Below are 14,657 nucleotides of genomic sequence, written 5' to 3'. Positions count from 1 at the left end.
GTTCTGTTGGGGGCCCGGCCGCCGCCTGCCCGCAACGCGGGCCGGCGGCGCCGGTACAGGACGGCGTTCAGGCGCTCAGGGCTGCTTTTCCGACTTGCTGGCGTAGCGCTTCTGCCATTCGGTCAGCACGCGTTCGCGGTTCTTTGCGATATAGCTGAAGTCGTTCTTGACCAGCATCTGCTCGTAGTTGGCGGGGATGGTTTCCACCTTCCGCGCCACGCCCGGGTAGGCCACGATGGCCCAGTCCTTGGCGAACAGCTGGTTGGCTTCCTTGCTGGCCAGCCAGTCCATATAGCGCTGCGCTGCCTCCATCTTCTTGGTGCCCTTGACGATGCCGGCGGCCTCGATGTCGTAGCCCAGGCCCTCCTTGGGGAAGACCATCTCGATCGGCGCGCCCGACGCCAGCGTCTTGTGCGCGCGCAGCTCGAACGAGATGCCGATCGGGAATTCCCCTGAGCCGGCCTGCTTGCACGGCTTGGAGCCGGAATGCGTGTATTGCGCGATGTTCTCGTGCAGCGCGTCCATGTACTTCCAGCCTTCCTGCTCGCCGAACAGCTGCAGCCACGCGGTCACGTCCAGGAAGCCGGTGCCGGACGAGGCCGGGTTGGGCATCACGATGGCGCCCTTGTAGACCGGCTTGGCCAGGTCCTTCCAGGTTTCGGGGCGGGGCAGGTTGCGCTTCTTGGCCTCGACGGTGTTGAAGCAGATGGTGGCGCCCCAGACGTCCAGCCCCACCCACGACGGCGGCGTGGCCTTGTCGCTGTAGTCGCGCGTCAGCTTCTCGAAACCCTTCGGCGTGTACGGCGTCAGCATCCCTTCCTGCTTGAGCAGTTCCAGGCTCGACGCCGCCAGCCCGGCGATCACGTCGGCCTGCGGGTTGGCTTTCTCGGCCAGCGCCTTGGCGGTGATGACGCCGGTGGAGTCGCGCACGTATTTCAGTTCGATATCGGGCGCCACCTTGGCGAAGCCCTCGGCATAGGGCTTGAGAGTCTCGGTCTCCCACGCCGTATAGACGGTCAGCGTGGTTTTCTGGGCCAGCGCGGTGCCGGAGGCGGCTAGCGCAAGCAGGGCAGCGGCGGTGCGCAGGGTGGTGGTGAAGGACGGTTGCATGGGGACTCCTTCCGGCATTGTAGGTGGAGAAATGTGTCAATATGGTGAATATGTTGCAATGCCGTGGGGCGCGCTGCACAACATTGAATCACCGTAAAACCCTTGTGCTACAACACTTGCAAGACATGTGCCCGACTTTTGACGCGTTCCGTTGCCACCCGAGGTTCTGCGCCGATGCCTTGATTGTTGACAATATACAAACCGCTTGCTTTAATGGCAATAAGGATTTTCGATATAGCCGAATCCGTCACAAACGGGAGTCTTCATGTCACGCCAAGCGCCGCTGGCGAACGAAATCACCATCCTGCAGAGCCAGTCCCTGACCACCCTGGTGCAGCGCGAACTGGAGTTGCGGATCATGTCCGGCGAACTGGCACCCGGCGCCAAGCTCAACGAGATCGAAGTCGCGGGGCAGCTCAATGTGTCGCGTGGTCCGGTGCGGGAAGCGTTCCGCGCGCTGGAGCAGGCCGGCCTGCTGCGCACCGAGAAGAACCGCGGCGTGTTCGTGCGCGCCATCTCGGTGGAGGAAGCCGATGAGATCTATGAACTGCGCGCCGTGCTGGATGAGTTCATCGGCCGGCAGCTGGCCGCGCGCATCACGCCTGACAGCCTGCGCGAGCTGCGCGCACTGGTGGAGGCGCTGGGCGCGGCCAGCCAGTCGCGCGATGTCGATGAGTACACGCGGCTGAACCTGGCCTTCCACGACCGCATGGTCGAGCTGGCCGGCAACCGCAAGCTGCTGGATACCTACCGGCGCCTGGTCAAGGAACTGACGCTGTTCCGGCGCGAGGCGCTGTCGCGCAGCCACGCCGCCATGCCCGATTCCACCCGCGAGCACCGCGCCATCGTCTCGGCGATTGCCGCGCGCGACGGCGAGCTGGCCGCGCGCCTGATGCGCGAGCACGTCGAGCGCGGCCGCGCGCGCATGCATGCCGCGGTGGCGTCATCGGGCACCGGCGCCGCCACCGGCACCGATGCCGCCGCCTGACCCCGACCGAATCCATCGCAGCTACCGCAACGACTCCCCGCAAAGACTCCCGCAAAGACCGCGACCCCGTACAGGAACCGACCATGCCCGATACCAACGCCCGCACCATTACCGTCAACCAGCGCACCTATCGCTGGATGCAGCAGCCCGTCGTGGTGGTCTGCGTCGACGGCTGCGAGTTCGACTACCTGGAAGCTGCCGCGGCCAGCGGCCGCGCGCCGTACCTGAAGCGTCTGCTGGAGGGCGGTTCGGCCTTCCGCGGTGCCTGCGTGGTGCCGACCTTCACCAACCCCAACAACCTGTCCATCGTCTGCGGCGCGCCGCCGGCGGTGCACGGCATCTGCGGCAACTACTTCTTTGACCGCAGCGCCAACGGCGGGCGCGGCGAGGAAGTGATGATGAACGACCCCAAGTACCTGCGCGCCGGTACCATCCTGGCGGCCTTTGCCGAGGCCGGTGCCAGCGTCGCCGTGGTCACCGCCAAGGACAAGCTGCGCCGGCTGCTGGGCCATGGCATGCGGGGCATCTGCTTCTCGTCGGAGAAGGCCGACCAGGCCACGGTGGCAGAGAACGGCATCGACGGCGTGCTCGAGCTGGTCGGCATGCCGGTTCCCGACGTGTATAGCGCCGAGCTGTCCGAGTTCGTCTTCGCCGCCGGCGTGCGCCTGATGGAGACGCGCCGCCCGGACCTGATGTACCTGTCCACCACCGACTATATCCAGCACAAGTTCGCCCCCGGCACGGATGGCGCCAACGCCTTCTACGCGATGATGGACAAGTACCTGGCGCGCCTGGACGAACTGGGCTGCGTGGTCGCGCTGACCGCCGACCACGGCATGAACGCCAAGCACGACGACGCCACCAAGGCGCCCAACGTGATCTACCTGCAGGACCACCTGGACGCCTGGCTGGGCCGCGGCGTGGCCGACGGCGGCGCGCGCGTGATCCTGCCGATCACCGATCCGTACGTGGTCCACCACGGCGCGCTCGGCTCCTACGCCACCATCTACCTGCCCGACGATGCCGACGCCGCCGCGATCCAGGCGCGCCTGCGCGACCTGCAGGGCGTGGAGAGCGTGCTGACCAATGCCGAGGCCTGCGCGCGCTTCGAGCTGCCGCCCGACCGCGTCGGCGACCTGGTCGTCACCAGCGACAAGCACGTCGTGCTGGGCACCAGCCGCAGCCGCCACGACCTGTCCGGGCTGGACGCGCCGCTGCGCTCGCACGGCGGCGTGTCGGAGCAGACCGTGCCGCTGGTGTTCAACCGCGCCACCGCCGGCATTCCCGGCAAGGCCCGGCTGCGCAATTTCGACATCTTCGATGTCGCGCTGAACCACCTGCACTGAGTGCATCGGGCCGTAGCGAACCGTATTGACCGGAGGAGACCCATGAACGCCCCCCAATTTCCCGCTGGCGCCGTCAGCCCCCATTTCCGCGCCGAGGCGCTGCGCATCGACGCCCAGAAGATCGTGCGCGAGCGCGTCATCGAAGTGCGCAACCCGTTCGACGGCGCGCTGGTGGGCACCGTGCCCAAGGCGACGCTGGAAGACGTGCGCCGCGCCTTCGAGGTGGGCCAGGCCTACCGCGCCACGCTGACGCGCTATGAGCGCGCCGCCATCCTGAACCGCGCCGCGGCGCTGCTGCGCGAGCGCACCGAGGAGGCGTCGGACCTAATCACGCTGGAATCCGGCCTGTCGAAGAAGGATTCGCTGTACGAGATCGGCCGCGTCGCCGACGTGCTGGGCTTCGCCGCCACCGAGGCGCTGCGCGACGACGGCCAGCTGTTCTCGTGCGACCTGACACCGCACGGCAAGAAGCGCCGCGTGATGACCCAGCGCGAGCCGCTGATGGGCGTGATCTGCGCCATCACCCCGTTCAACCACCCGATGAACCAGGTCGCGCACAAGGTGGCGCCGTCGATCGCCACCAACAACCGCATGGTGCTCAAGCCGTCGGAAAAGGTGCCGCTGTCGGCGTTCTACCTGGCCGACCTGCTGTATGAAGCCGGCCTGCCGCCGCAGATGCTGCAGGTGGTCACCGGCGACCCGCGCGAGATCGCCGACGAGCTGATCACCCACCCCGCGGTGGACCTGGTCACCTTTACCGGCGGCGTGGCGATCGGCAAGTACATTGCCAGCAAGGCCGGCTACAAGCGCGTGGTGCTGGAGCTGGGCGGCAACGACCCGCTGATCGTGCTGGACGACGCCGACCTGGACCGCGCCTCCGACCTGGCGGTGCAGGGCTCGTACAAGAACTCCGGCCAGCGCTGCACCGCGGTCAAGCGCATGCTGGTGCACCAGGCCGTGGCGGCGCGCTTCACCGAGCTGGTGGTGGAGAAGACCCGCGCGTGGAAATACGGCGACCCGATGGACCGCGGCGTCGATATGGGCACCGTCATCGACGAGCAGGCCGCGCAGCTGTTCGAAGCCCGCGTCAACGAGGCCGTGGCGCAGGGCGCGCGGCTGCTGGCGGGCAACCAGCGCAACGGCGCCAGCTATTCGCCGACGGTGCTGGACCGCGTCGATCCGTCGATGACGGTGGTGCGCGAGGAAACCTTCGGCCCGGTCTCGCCGATCATCACCTTCCGCGACGTCGACGATGCCATCCGGATTTCCAATGGCACCGCGTTCGGGCTGTCGTCGGGCGTGTGCACCAACAATATCGAGGCCTTTACGAAGATCGCCAATTCACTGCATGTTGGCACGGTCAACCTGTGGGAGGTGCCGGGCTACCGCATCGAACTGACGCCGTTCGGCGGCATCAAGGATTCGGGGCTGGGGTACAAGGAGGGGGTGCAGGAGGCGGCGAAGAGTTTTACGAACTTGAAGACGATTACGTTGCCGTGGGGGTGAGCTGAGGCCGAAACCCGCTGAGAGTTTGCTCCCCTCTCCCGCGTGCGGGAGAGGGGCCGGGGGTGAGGGCCGGCGCTGGCAATCGCGAGGGCCTTCACTTCGTGGAGCCTCTCCCTCACCCCGACCCTCTCCCGCAAGCGGGAGAGGGAGCACCCAGTCGGTCATGGGAAGGGCTATCGCGGTTGGCGCAAGGTCGCCTGAGTCATCCCCGCTGCGCTAGAATCAGCCCCCAATCCCCGACCCTCCCGGAGTCACCGTGCTCGCCGAACAACGGCAGAAATACATCCTCGATCAGCTCTCCGCCACCGGCGCGCTGGCCATCAGCGAGCTGGTGAGCGAACTCGACGTGTCGCGCGAGACCATCCGGCGCGATCTCAACGCGCTGGCCACGCGCGGGCTGCTGGTGCTGACCCACGGCGGCGCGCTGGCCCCTGACCGCACCGAGCCCGATACCCAGACCCGCGCGCAGGTCAATGCCGAAGGCAAGCGCGCCATCGGCGTGCGCGCGGCGGAGCTGGTGCGCGACGGCGCCTCGCTGATCCTGGACTACGGCACCACCACGCATGCGGTGGCGCAGGCGCTGCACGGCCACCACAACCTGCTGGTCTACACCAACGACCTTGCCATCGCCCAGCTGCTGGGCCGGCGCAACGGCAACCGCGTGATCGTGCTGGGCGGCGAGCTGCAGGACAACGAAGACGCCACGCACGGCTGGGACACCATCGAACAGCTGTCGCGCTACCACACCGACTTTGCCTTTATCGGCATCGGCGGCATCACGCCGCGCGGCGAGATCTGCGATTTCTCGCGCGCCGCGGCGGAGCTGCGCAGCCGCATGCTGCTGGCCGCCGACGTAGCCTGCGTGGTCGCCGACCACACCAAGTTCGGGCGCAACACCGGCGTCACCATCAAGCACGCCGAGCTGGCGGCCTGGGTCATCACCGACATGGCGCCGGAACCGGACGTGGGCGCGGCGCTGAAGGAACGGGGCAACAAGTTGCTGATTGCCTGAAGTCCAGCCTCGGCGCTTGCGGCCGCATTGTCCGCTGATCGCACGGAAATCCGGCCGGACACGCACCAAAAAGCGGCCTTGACGCCGCTGTCACAGGTGTTTTGACTGTCGTATGCCCCACGCCGGTGCTAAAGTGCTGGGTTGTCGGACCGGCATGGCCAGCCGTGCCCGTCCGATAACCGGAGGCAACCCACCTTCCATCGGCGCAACGCCACACGGCACCGCAGACCGGCACCCAGCCGGCAAAGGCTGCCGGTCCAGCCACTCCAGCACAGCAAGAGACATCCGTGAATTCTCCTTCCCTTGAAGCGTTTCTGGCGGGGGTAGCCCGCCGCGACCCCAATCAACCCGAATTCCTCCAGGCCGTGAAGGAAGTCATGATGACGCTGTGGCCGTTCGTCGAGCGCAACCCGCGCTACGCCGACCAGGCCCTGCTCGAGCGGCTGGTGGAGCCCGAGCGCGTGATCCAGTTCCGCGTGGCATGGACCGACGACCAGAACCGCGTGCAGGTCAACCGCGCCTTCCGCGTGCAGCACAGCTCCGCCATCGGCCCGTTCAAGGGCGGCATGCGCTTCCATCCGACCGTGAACCTGTCGGTGCTGAAGTTCCTGGGCTTCGAGCAGACCTTCAAGAACGCGCTGACCACGCTGCCCATGGGCGGCGGCAAGGGCGGCTCGGACTTCGATCCCAAGGGCAAGTCCGACGGTGAAGTGATGCGCTTCTGCCAGGCGCTGGTGACCGAGCTGTACCGCCACCTGGGCCCGGATACCGACATCCCGGCCGGCGATATCGGCGTGGGCGCGCGCGAAGTCGGCTTCATGGCCGGCATGATGAAGAAGCTGTCGAACCAGTCGGCCTGCGTCTTCACCGGCAAGGGCCTGGCCTACGGCGGCAGCCTGATGCGCCCGGAAGCGACCGGCTACGGCACGGTCTACTTTGCGCAGGAAATGCTGCACCGTCGCGGGCGCGGCTTCGACGGCCTGTGCGTGCTGATTTCCGGCTCGGGCAACGTGGCGCAGTACGCGGCCGAGAAGGCGATCGAGCTGGGCGCCAAAGTGCTGACGCTGTCCGACTCCGGCGGCGTGCTGCACTACCCGCAGGGCATGACCACCGAACAGCTGGCCGAAGTCATGGCCTTCAAGAATGAAGAGCGCGGCCGCCTGTCGGACTTTGCCGCCCGCCACGGCATGACCTTCGAAGCCGGCCGCACCCCGTGGCACGTGCCCGCCGACGTGGCGCTGCCGTGCGCCACCCAGAACGAACTGGACGGCAACGACGCCGAGACCCTGCTCGGCAACGGCGTGATCTGCGTGGCCGAAGGCGCCAACATGCCGTCGACGCTGGAAGCGGTGGACCGCTTCGTCGATGCGAAGATCCTGTACGCCCCGGGCAAGGCCAGCAATGCCGGCGGCGTTGCCACTTCCGGCCTGGAAATGTCGCAGAACGCGATGCGCCTGTCCTGGCACCATGCCGAGGTCGACGAGAAGCTGCACGCGATCATGAAGGACATCCACCAGAACTGCATCCACCACGGGCAGAAGGCGGACGGCTACATCAACTACGTGGAAGGCGCGAATATCGCCGGCTTCGTCAAGGTGGCGGATGCCATGCTGGCGCAGGGCGTGATCTGACCTGAAGTTCCGGCCGGCGCAATGCCGGCCGTTGCCGGGCGGGTGCGGGCACCCGTCTGGCGCATCTCCCTCCAATTCCCCCTTGGCAGTACCTGCCCCGGCATCGCTGGGCGGCCCCGCATGCCCGTCATTCCCCGCCGCGGCCGCCCGCCTGCATCTCCCGATTATTCGCAAACCGCGAACACTGTCGTCGGACTTCGCACTGTAGTCAGTGCACGGCGCCTTTCCTACTATGCACACACACCAAGTGAACACCACTGGTGAATGAATGCAGCGGTAGCCGTCACTAACTTGCAAGCCAGCCTGTCCATGCGCCCCTGATCGGAGATCATCATGACGAACCCCAAGCTCGAAGTCCTGACCCCGCAAAACAGCCAGCTGATCTTTATCGACCACCAGCCGCAGATGGCCTTCGGGGTGCAGTCGATGGACCGCCAGGCCCTGAAGAACAACACCGTCGGCCTGGCCAAGGCGGCCAGGATCTTCAACATCCCGACCACCATCACCACGGTGGAAACGGAGTCGTTCTCGGGCTTTACCTACCCGGAACTGCTGGATGTGTTCCCGGACCACAAGCTGCTGGAACGCACCTCGATGAACTCGTGGGACGACCAGAAGGTGCGTGATGCGCTCAAGGCCAATGGCCGCAAGAAGGTGGTGGTGTCCGGCCTGTGGACCGAGGTCTGCAACAACAGCTTTGCCCTTTGCGCCATGGCCGAAGGCGACTATGAGATCTACATGGTGGCCGATGCCTCGGGCGGTACCAGCAAGGAAGCGCACGACTACGCCATGCAGCGCATGGTCCAGGCCGGCGTGGTGCCCGTGACGTGGCAGCAGGTACTGCTGGAGTGGCAGCGCGACTGGGCCCACCGCGACACCTATGACGCCGTGATGAAACTGGTCAAGGAGCACTCGGGCGCCTACGGTATGGGGGTGGACTACGCCTACACCATGGTCCACAAGGCCGCGCAGCGCACCGCCACGCCGCATCAGGCACTTGCCGCCGTGCCTGCCCGCTGAGCCGGCACCGAACCCGCCACCGAACCCGCCACAAGCCAACCCGATCCCTTGATTGCAGCCAGGAGCCCCATCATGAGCACCATCACGACGCAGGACGGTACGCAGATCTTCTACAAGGACTGGGGCAGCGGCAAGCCCGTGGTCTTCTCGCACGGCTGGCCGCTGAATGCGGATGCGTGGGACGCGCAGCTGCTGTTCCTGGTGCAGCAGGGCTTCCGGGTGATCGCCCATGACCGCCGCGGCCATGGCCGCTCGGACCAGCCGGCGCAGGGCAACGACATGGATACCTATGCCGACGACCTGGCCGCGCTGCTGGACGCGCTGGACCTGCGCGATGCCGCGCTGGTGGGGCATTCCACCGGTGGCGGCGAGGTGGCGCATTACATCGGCCGCCATGGCACCGGCCGTGTTGCCAGGGCGGTGCTGATCGGCGCGGTGCCGCCGCTGATGCTCAAGACCGCGACCAACCCCGGCGGGCTGCCGATCGATGTGTTCGACGGCATCCGCAAGGGCGTGGCCGACAACCGCTCGCAGTTCTACCGGGACCTGGCGACGCCGTTCTTCGGCTTCAACCGTCCCGGCGCCAAGGTCTCGCAAGGCACCATCGATGCCTTCTGGGCGCAGGGCATGGCCGGCGGCATCGTCGGGCAGTACGCCTGCATCAGGGAATTCTCGGAAGTGGACTACACCGAGGACCTGAAGAAGTTCGACGTGCCGACGCTGATCCTGCATGGCGACGACGACCAGATCGTGCCCATCGACGCTTCGGCGAAGCGGTCGGTGGAACTGGTCAAGGGCGCCACCCTCAAGGTGTATCCGGGCGCTTCGCACGGCATGTGCGTGGTCAATGCCGACCAGGTCAACGCCGACCTGCTGGCATTCCTGAAGGGCTGAGCCACGATGTCAGTGTCCCGCCGGCAATTCATCGCCTCGGCCGCCGCGCTCGGCGCGGCGCCATTCTCGGAGACCTTCGCCATGTCGCCTGGCAGCCAACCCAGCCTTGTCCTCGTCAACGGCAAGTTCGCCACGCTCGACAAGTCCAACCCGCAAGCGGACGCCGTCGCGATCCGCGACGGGCGCTTCGTCGCCGTCGGCACGCGCCAGGACATCATGAAGCTGGCCGGCGCGCAGACCAGGGTGGTCGACCTGAATGGCCGGCGCGCCATTCCCGGGCTGATCGACAGCCATATGCATATCATCCGCGGCGGCCTGAACTACAACATGGAGCTGCGCTGGGACGGCGTGCGCTCGCTCGCCGACGCCATGCGCATGCTGAAGGACCAGGTCGCGCGCACGCCGGCGCCGCAATGGGTGCGCGTGGTGGGCGGCTTCACCGAGCACCAGTTCGCCGAGAAGCGGCTGCCGACCATCGGGGAACTGAATGCGGTGGCGCCCGACACCCCGGTCTTCATCCTGCACCTGTACGACCGCGCCATCCTGAACGGCGCCGCGCTGCGCGCGGTGGGCTACAACAAGGACACGCCGAACCCGCCGGGCGGCGAGATCGTGCGCGATGCACGCGGCAACCCCACCGGCCTGCTGCTGGCCAGGCCCAACGCGACCATCCTCTATGCCACGCTGGCCAAGGGTCCGAAGCTGCCGCCCGAGTACCAGAAGAACTCGACCCGCCATTTCATGCGCGAGGTGAACCGGCTCGGTGTGACTGGCGTGATCGACGCCGGCGGCGGCTACCAGAACTATCCCGAGGACTACAACATCATCGAGGCGCTGCACAAGGCAGGGCAGCTCACGGTGCGCCTCGCCTACAACCTGTTCACGCAGAAGCCCAGGGAAGAGCTGAGCGACTTCAAGACCTGGACGTCAACCGTCAAGCCCGGCCAGGGCGACGACCTCTACCGCCACAACGGCGCCGGCGAGATGCTGGTCTACAGCGCCGCCGACTTCGAGGACTTCCGCGTCGAGCGCCCCGAGATGGCGCCGTCGATGGAAGGCGACCTGGAGCCGGTGATCCGCCTGCTGGCCGAGAAGCGCTGGCCCTGGCGCCTGCATGCCACTTACGACCAGACCATCTCGCGCGCGCTGGACGTCTACGAGAAGGTCGCCAGGGAGGTCCCGTTCGACGGCCTGAACTGGTTCTTCGACCACGCCGAGACCATCTCCGAGCGCAATATCGACCGCATCGCCGCGCTTGGCGGCGGCATCGCGGTGCAGCACCGGATGGCCTACCAGGGCGAGTACTTTGTCGAGCGTTATGGTGCGCGCGCCGCCGAGGCGACGCCGCCGGTGAAGAAGATGCTGGAAAAGGGCGTGAAGGTCGGCGCCGGCACCGATGCCACGCGCGTGGCCTCTTACAACCCGTGGGTGTCGCTGTACTGGCTGACCACCGGCAAGACCGTGGGCGGCATGGCGATGTACCCGCAGGCCAACCTGCTCGACCGCGAGACCGCGCTGCGGCTGTGGACCGAGGCCAATACCTGGTTCTCGTCCGAGACCGGCAAGAAGGGCCAGATCAAGGCGGGCCAGCTGGCCGACCTGGCGGTGCTGTCCGCGGACTATTTCAGCGTGCCGGGCGACGAGATCCAGGACATCACCTCGGTGCTGACCCTGCTGGGCGGCGAAGTGGTCTATGGCGACGGCGACTTCGGCAAGCTGTCGCCCGCCATCCCGCCCGCCATGCCGGACTGGTCGCCGGTGCGCCACGCGGGCGGCTACCAGCCGCGCCCGCAAGCCCGGAAGCTGGCCCTGAGCACCGCGTGCGGCTGTGCCAGTTCGTGCGGCGCGCACGGCCATGCGCATGCCAGGGCCTGGACCGCGGGCATGCCGGTTTCGGACGAAAGCACCTTCTGGGGCGCGCTCGGCTGCTCCTGCTGGGCCTTCTGAGCAAGCCTGGTGCCGACCCGATCCGGAGACATCGCCATGACTGCCAGTTCTTCCAGCGCGACGGACGCGGCCAGGCCGCACGGCGGCAGTTTCGCGCCGCTGGCGCGCGGCACCTTCGCCGTGCTGTGGGCGGCGACGGTGCTGGGCAATATCGGCAGCTTCATGCGCGATGTGGCCAGCGCCTGGCTGGCGACTGACCTGTCGGGCTCGCCCGCGGCCGTTGCCATGATCCAGGCGGCGGGCACGCTGCCGGTGTTCCTGCTGGCGATTCCCGCCGGCGTGCTGTCCGACATCCTGGACCGGCGCCGCTTCCTGATCGTGATCCAGGTGGGGCTGGCCATGGTCAGCGGTACGCTGATGGTGCTGGCATGGCAGGACGGACTGACCATCGAGCTGCTGATCGGCCTGGCCTTCCTGGGCGGCATCGGCACGGCGATGATGGGGCCGACCTGGCAGTCGATCGTGCCGGAGCTGGTGCCGGCCAGCGAACTGAAGCCGGCGGTGGCGCTGAACTCGCTGGGCGTCAATATCGCGCGCGCCATCGGGCCGGCCGCGGGCGGCCTGTTGCTGGCCGCGTTCGGCGCGGCGGCAACCTATGGTGCGGACGTGGCCAGCTATCTGTTCGTGATTGCCGCGCTGCTGTGGTGGAAGCGCCCGGCACGTGCCGAAGACCCGCTGCGCGAGCATTTCTTCGGTGCTTTCCGCGCCGGCGTGCGCTTTGCCAGGGCGCACAGCAAGCTCCATGTGGTGCTGCTGCGCGCGGCCTGCTACTTTGCGCTGGGCAGCAGCATCTGGGCCTTGTTGCCGCTGGTCGCGCGCCAGATGCTGCACGGCGGCGCATCGCTGTACGGCATGCTGCTGGGCGCGGTCGGCATAGGTGCGATCCTGGGTGCGCTGGTGATGCCGCGCCTGCAGAAGCGGCTGGACCTGGACCAGCTGATGCTGGCCGCGGCGCTGGCGACAGCGGTGGTGATGGCGGTGCTGTCGATGGCGCCGCCGGCATGGGTCGCCATGCTGGCGCTGCTGCTGCTTGGCGCCGCGTGGATCCTGGCGCTGACCACGCTGGCCGGTACCGCCCAGGCGATCCTGCCCAACTGGGTGCGCGGCCGCGCGCTGGCGGTCTACCAGATGGTGTTCAACGGCGCCATGGCGCTGGGCAGCCTGGTGTGGGGCTTTGTCGCGCAGGGGCTGGGGACGCCGGCGGCGCTGATGATCGCCGCGGCCGCGCTGGGCATGGCCGCCTTCGTCATGCACCGGGTCAAGCTGCCGCGCGGCGAGGAAGACCTCGGCCCGGCCCGGCACTGGCCCGCGCCCGAAGCCGCTGGCGAGTTGGCGCACGACCGCGGCCCGGTAATGATCCTGATCGAATACCGCGTGCGCGCGGCCGACTGCCGGGGCTTCCTGCAAGCCATCCACAAGCTGTCCGAGGAACGGCTGCGCGACGGCGCCTTCAACTGGGGCGTGATGGAGGACCCGGCCGATGCCGGGGCCTACACCGAGTGGTTCCTGGTCGAATCCTGGGCCGAGCACCTGCGCCAGCACGAACGCGTGCCGCACGCGGATGCCGACCTGCAGCGCGAGGTCGCGCGCTTCCACACCGGCGAAGGGCCGCCGCGGGTGCGGCACCTGCTGGCAGCGGGGCGGCCGCTGGAATGAGCAACGGCGAGGGCAGGCGCTGGCGGACCGGCGTCGTCCCCCAGGCAAGACCGCCATCTTCTGCCACCAAAGCACTCCCGGTTCCCAAGGACCCCATGCACAACCAGCTGTTTATCGACGGCCGCTTTGTCGACGCCCTCGACGGCGACACCCTGGACGTCGTCAATCCGCACGATGCCAGCCTTCTTGCGCGCGTGGCAGCGGGCGCACAGCTCGATATCGACCGCGCCGTGGCCGCGGCGCGCCGCGCCTTTCCCGCATGGTCGCGCCTGGCCGCCGGTGCGCGGGGCAGGCTGCTGGCGCGGCTGGCCGATGCCATCGAAGCCGACACGGGGATGGCCCAGCTTGAGAGCGCCAACACCGGCCATCCCATCCGCGATGCGCGCGGCCTCGACGTGCCCCGCACCGCGGCTTGCTTGCGCTATTTCGCGGGCATGGCCGACAAGCTCGAAGGCACCGTGGTGCCGGTCGAGCCCGGTTTTCTCAACTACGTGCAGCGGGCCCCGATCGGCGTGGTGGGGCAGATCGTGCCGTGGAACGTTCCGCTGATGTTCACCGGCTGGAAGCTGGGGCCGGCACTGGCGGCAGGCAACACCGTGGTGCTCAAGCCGTCGGAGCTGACGCCGCTGTCCGCGCTGCGCGTGGCGGCGCTGGCGGCCGAGGCAGGCTTCCCGCCGGGTGTGATCAACGTGGTGCCCGGCTTCGGCAACGTGGCGGGGCAGCGGCTGGCGAACCATCCCGATGTCGGCAAGATCTCGTTCACCGGCGCATCGGCCACCGGGCGGCGCATCGTCGAGGCCTCGCGCGGCAATCTCAAGCGCATCCAGGTCGAGCTGGGCGGCAAGGGGGCCAATCTCGTCTTCGCCGATGCCGACCTGGATGCCGCGGTCGCGGGCGCGGCCTGGGCCATCTTCCGCAACCAGGGCCAGGCCTGCATCGCCGGCTCGCGCCTGCTGCTGCACGAGGACATCGCCGATGCCTTCCTGGAGCGCTTCGTCGCGCTGGCGCGCTCGATCCGCGTGGGCGATCCGGCCGATCCCGCCACCGAGATGGGGCCGCTGACCTCGGCGGCGCATCGGGACCGCGTGCTGGAGCATGTGGAGATGGCGCAGGCCCAGGGCGGCACCGTGCTGACCGGCGGCAACCCGCCTGCCGATCCCCGCCTGCGCCGGGGTTTCTATGTCGAGCCCACCGTGGTCGCGGCGCGCCCGCACGACCGCATCGCGCAGCAGGAGGTCTTCGGGCCGGTCGTCGCGGTGCTGCGCTTTGCCAGCGACGAGCAGGCGCTGGCCATTGCCAACGGCACGCAATATGGACTGGGCAACGGGCTATGGACGCGCGACCTGGCCCGCGCCCACCGCCTCGCGCGCGATCTCCGCGGCGGCATGTGCTGGGTCAACTGCTGCCAGCGCGTCCATCCGGGCAGCCCCTTCGGCGGCGTGGGCGAATCCGGCTACGGGCGCGACATGGGCTTCGAGGCGATGCACGGCTACACCGAAGCGCGCTCGGTGTGGATCAACGTGGACGCCGGCGCTGCGCCGCACTAG

11 protein-coding genes are annotated in these 14,657 nt (G+C 68.0%); 10 read left to right on the top strand and 1 reads right to left on the bottom strand.

The features are described from left to right. Positions 1-75: 75 nt before the first annotated feature. Positions 76-1,110, bottom strand: coding sequence for a putative 2-aminoethylphosphonate ABC transporter substrate-binding protein (locus tag CBM2594_RS22585; RefSeq protein ID WP_116359009.1), 1,035 nt, complete (start codon positions 1,108-1,110; stop codon positions 76-78). A 265-nt stretch (positions 1,111-1,375) separates the two neighbouring features. On the opposite strand from CBM2594_RS22585, the gene CBM2594_RS22580 reads away from it, so the two are divergent. The 10 genes from CBM2594_RS22580 to CBM2594_RS22535 all read left to right on the top strand — a co-directional run bounded on the left by CBM2594_RS22580 (position 1,376) and on the right by CBM2594_RS22535 (position 14,657). Beyond that, entirely contained in the window at positions 1,376-2,098 is a 723-nt protein-coding gene (locus CBM2594_RS22580) for a phosphonate utilization associated transcriptional regulator (protein ID WP_116359007.1), read from the top strand. A gap of 83 nt (positions 2,099-2,181) precedes the next feature. Next, entirely contained in the window at positions 2,182-3,444 is a 1,263-nt protein-coding gene (gene phnA, locus CBM2594_RS22575) for a phosphonoacetate hydrolase (RefSeq protein WP_116359005.1), read from the top strand. Between the two features lie 42 nt (positions 3,445-3,486). Further along, positions 3,487-4,950, top strand: coding sequence for a phosphonoacetaldehyde dehydrogenase (phnY, locus tag CBM2594_RS22570; protein WP_116359003.1), 1,464 nt, complete (start codon positions 3,487-3,489; stop codon positions 4,948-4,950). A 256-nt stretch (positions 4,951-5,206) separates the two neighbouring features. Continuing rightward, complete coding sequence (locus CBM2594_RS22565) at positions 5,207-5,962, top strand: DeoR/GlpR family DNA-binding transcription regulator (RefSeq protein ID WP_116359001.1); 756 nt, start codon at positions 5,207-5,209, stop codon at positions 5,960-5,962. 287 nt (positions 5,963-6,249) lie between these two features. Beyond that, a complete protein-coding gene (gdhA, locus tag CBM2594_RS22560) occupies positions 6,250-7,593 on the top strand; it encodes an NADP-specific glutamate dehydrogenase (protein ID WP_116358999.1) in 1,344 nt (447 codons plus the stop codon). Positions 7,594-7,926: 333 nt separating this feature from the next. Then, positions 7,927-8,613: a hydrolase gene (locus CBM2594_RS22555; RefSeq protein WP_116358997.1), complete on the top strand. Its 687-nt coding sequence runs from the start codon at positions 7,927-7,929 to the stop codon at positions 8,611-8,613. A 72-nt stretch (positions 8,614-8,685) separates the two neighbouring features. Beyond that, positions 8,686-9,507: an alpha/beta fold hydrolase gene (locus CBM2594_RS22550; RefSeq protein ID WP_116358995.1), complete on the top strand. Its 822-nt coding sequence runs from the start codon at positions 8,686-8,688 to the stop codon at positions 9,505-9,507. A 6-nt stretch (positions 9,508-9,513) separates the two neighbouring features. Next, positions 9,514-11,454, top strand: coding sequence for an amidohydrolase (locus CBM2594_RS22545; RefSeq protein ID WP_116358993.1), 1,941 nt, complete (start codon positions 9,514-9,516; stop codon positions 11,452-11,454). Between the two features lie 36 nt (positions 11,455-11,490). Next, positions 11,491-13,110 (top strand): MFS transporter, encoded by a 1,620-nt coding sequence (locus CBM2594_RS22540; RefSeq protein ID WP_116358991.1) that lies wholly within the window; start codon positions 11,491-11,493, stop codon positions 13,108-13,110. A gap of 95 nt (positions 13,111-13,205) precedes the next feature. After that, positions 13,206-14,657, top strand: coding sequence for an aldehyde dehydrogenase family protein (locus tag CBM2594_RS22535; RefSeq protein ID WP_116358989.1), 1,452 nt, complete (start codon positions 13,206-13,208; stop codon positions 14,655-14,657).

The organism is Cupriavidus taiwanensis (genome assembly GCF_900249755.1).
GTDB lineage: Bacteria > Pseudomonadota > Gammaproteobacteria > Burkholderiales > Burkholderiaceae > Cupriavidus > Cupriavidus taiwanensis_D.
The sequence above is the reverse complement of the archived record's forward strand: the minus strand, read 5'-3'. Positions and strand labels throughout refer to the sequence as shown.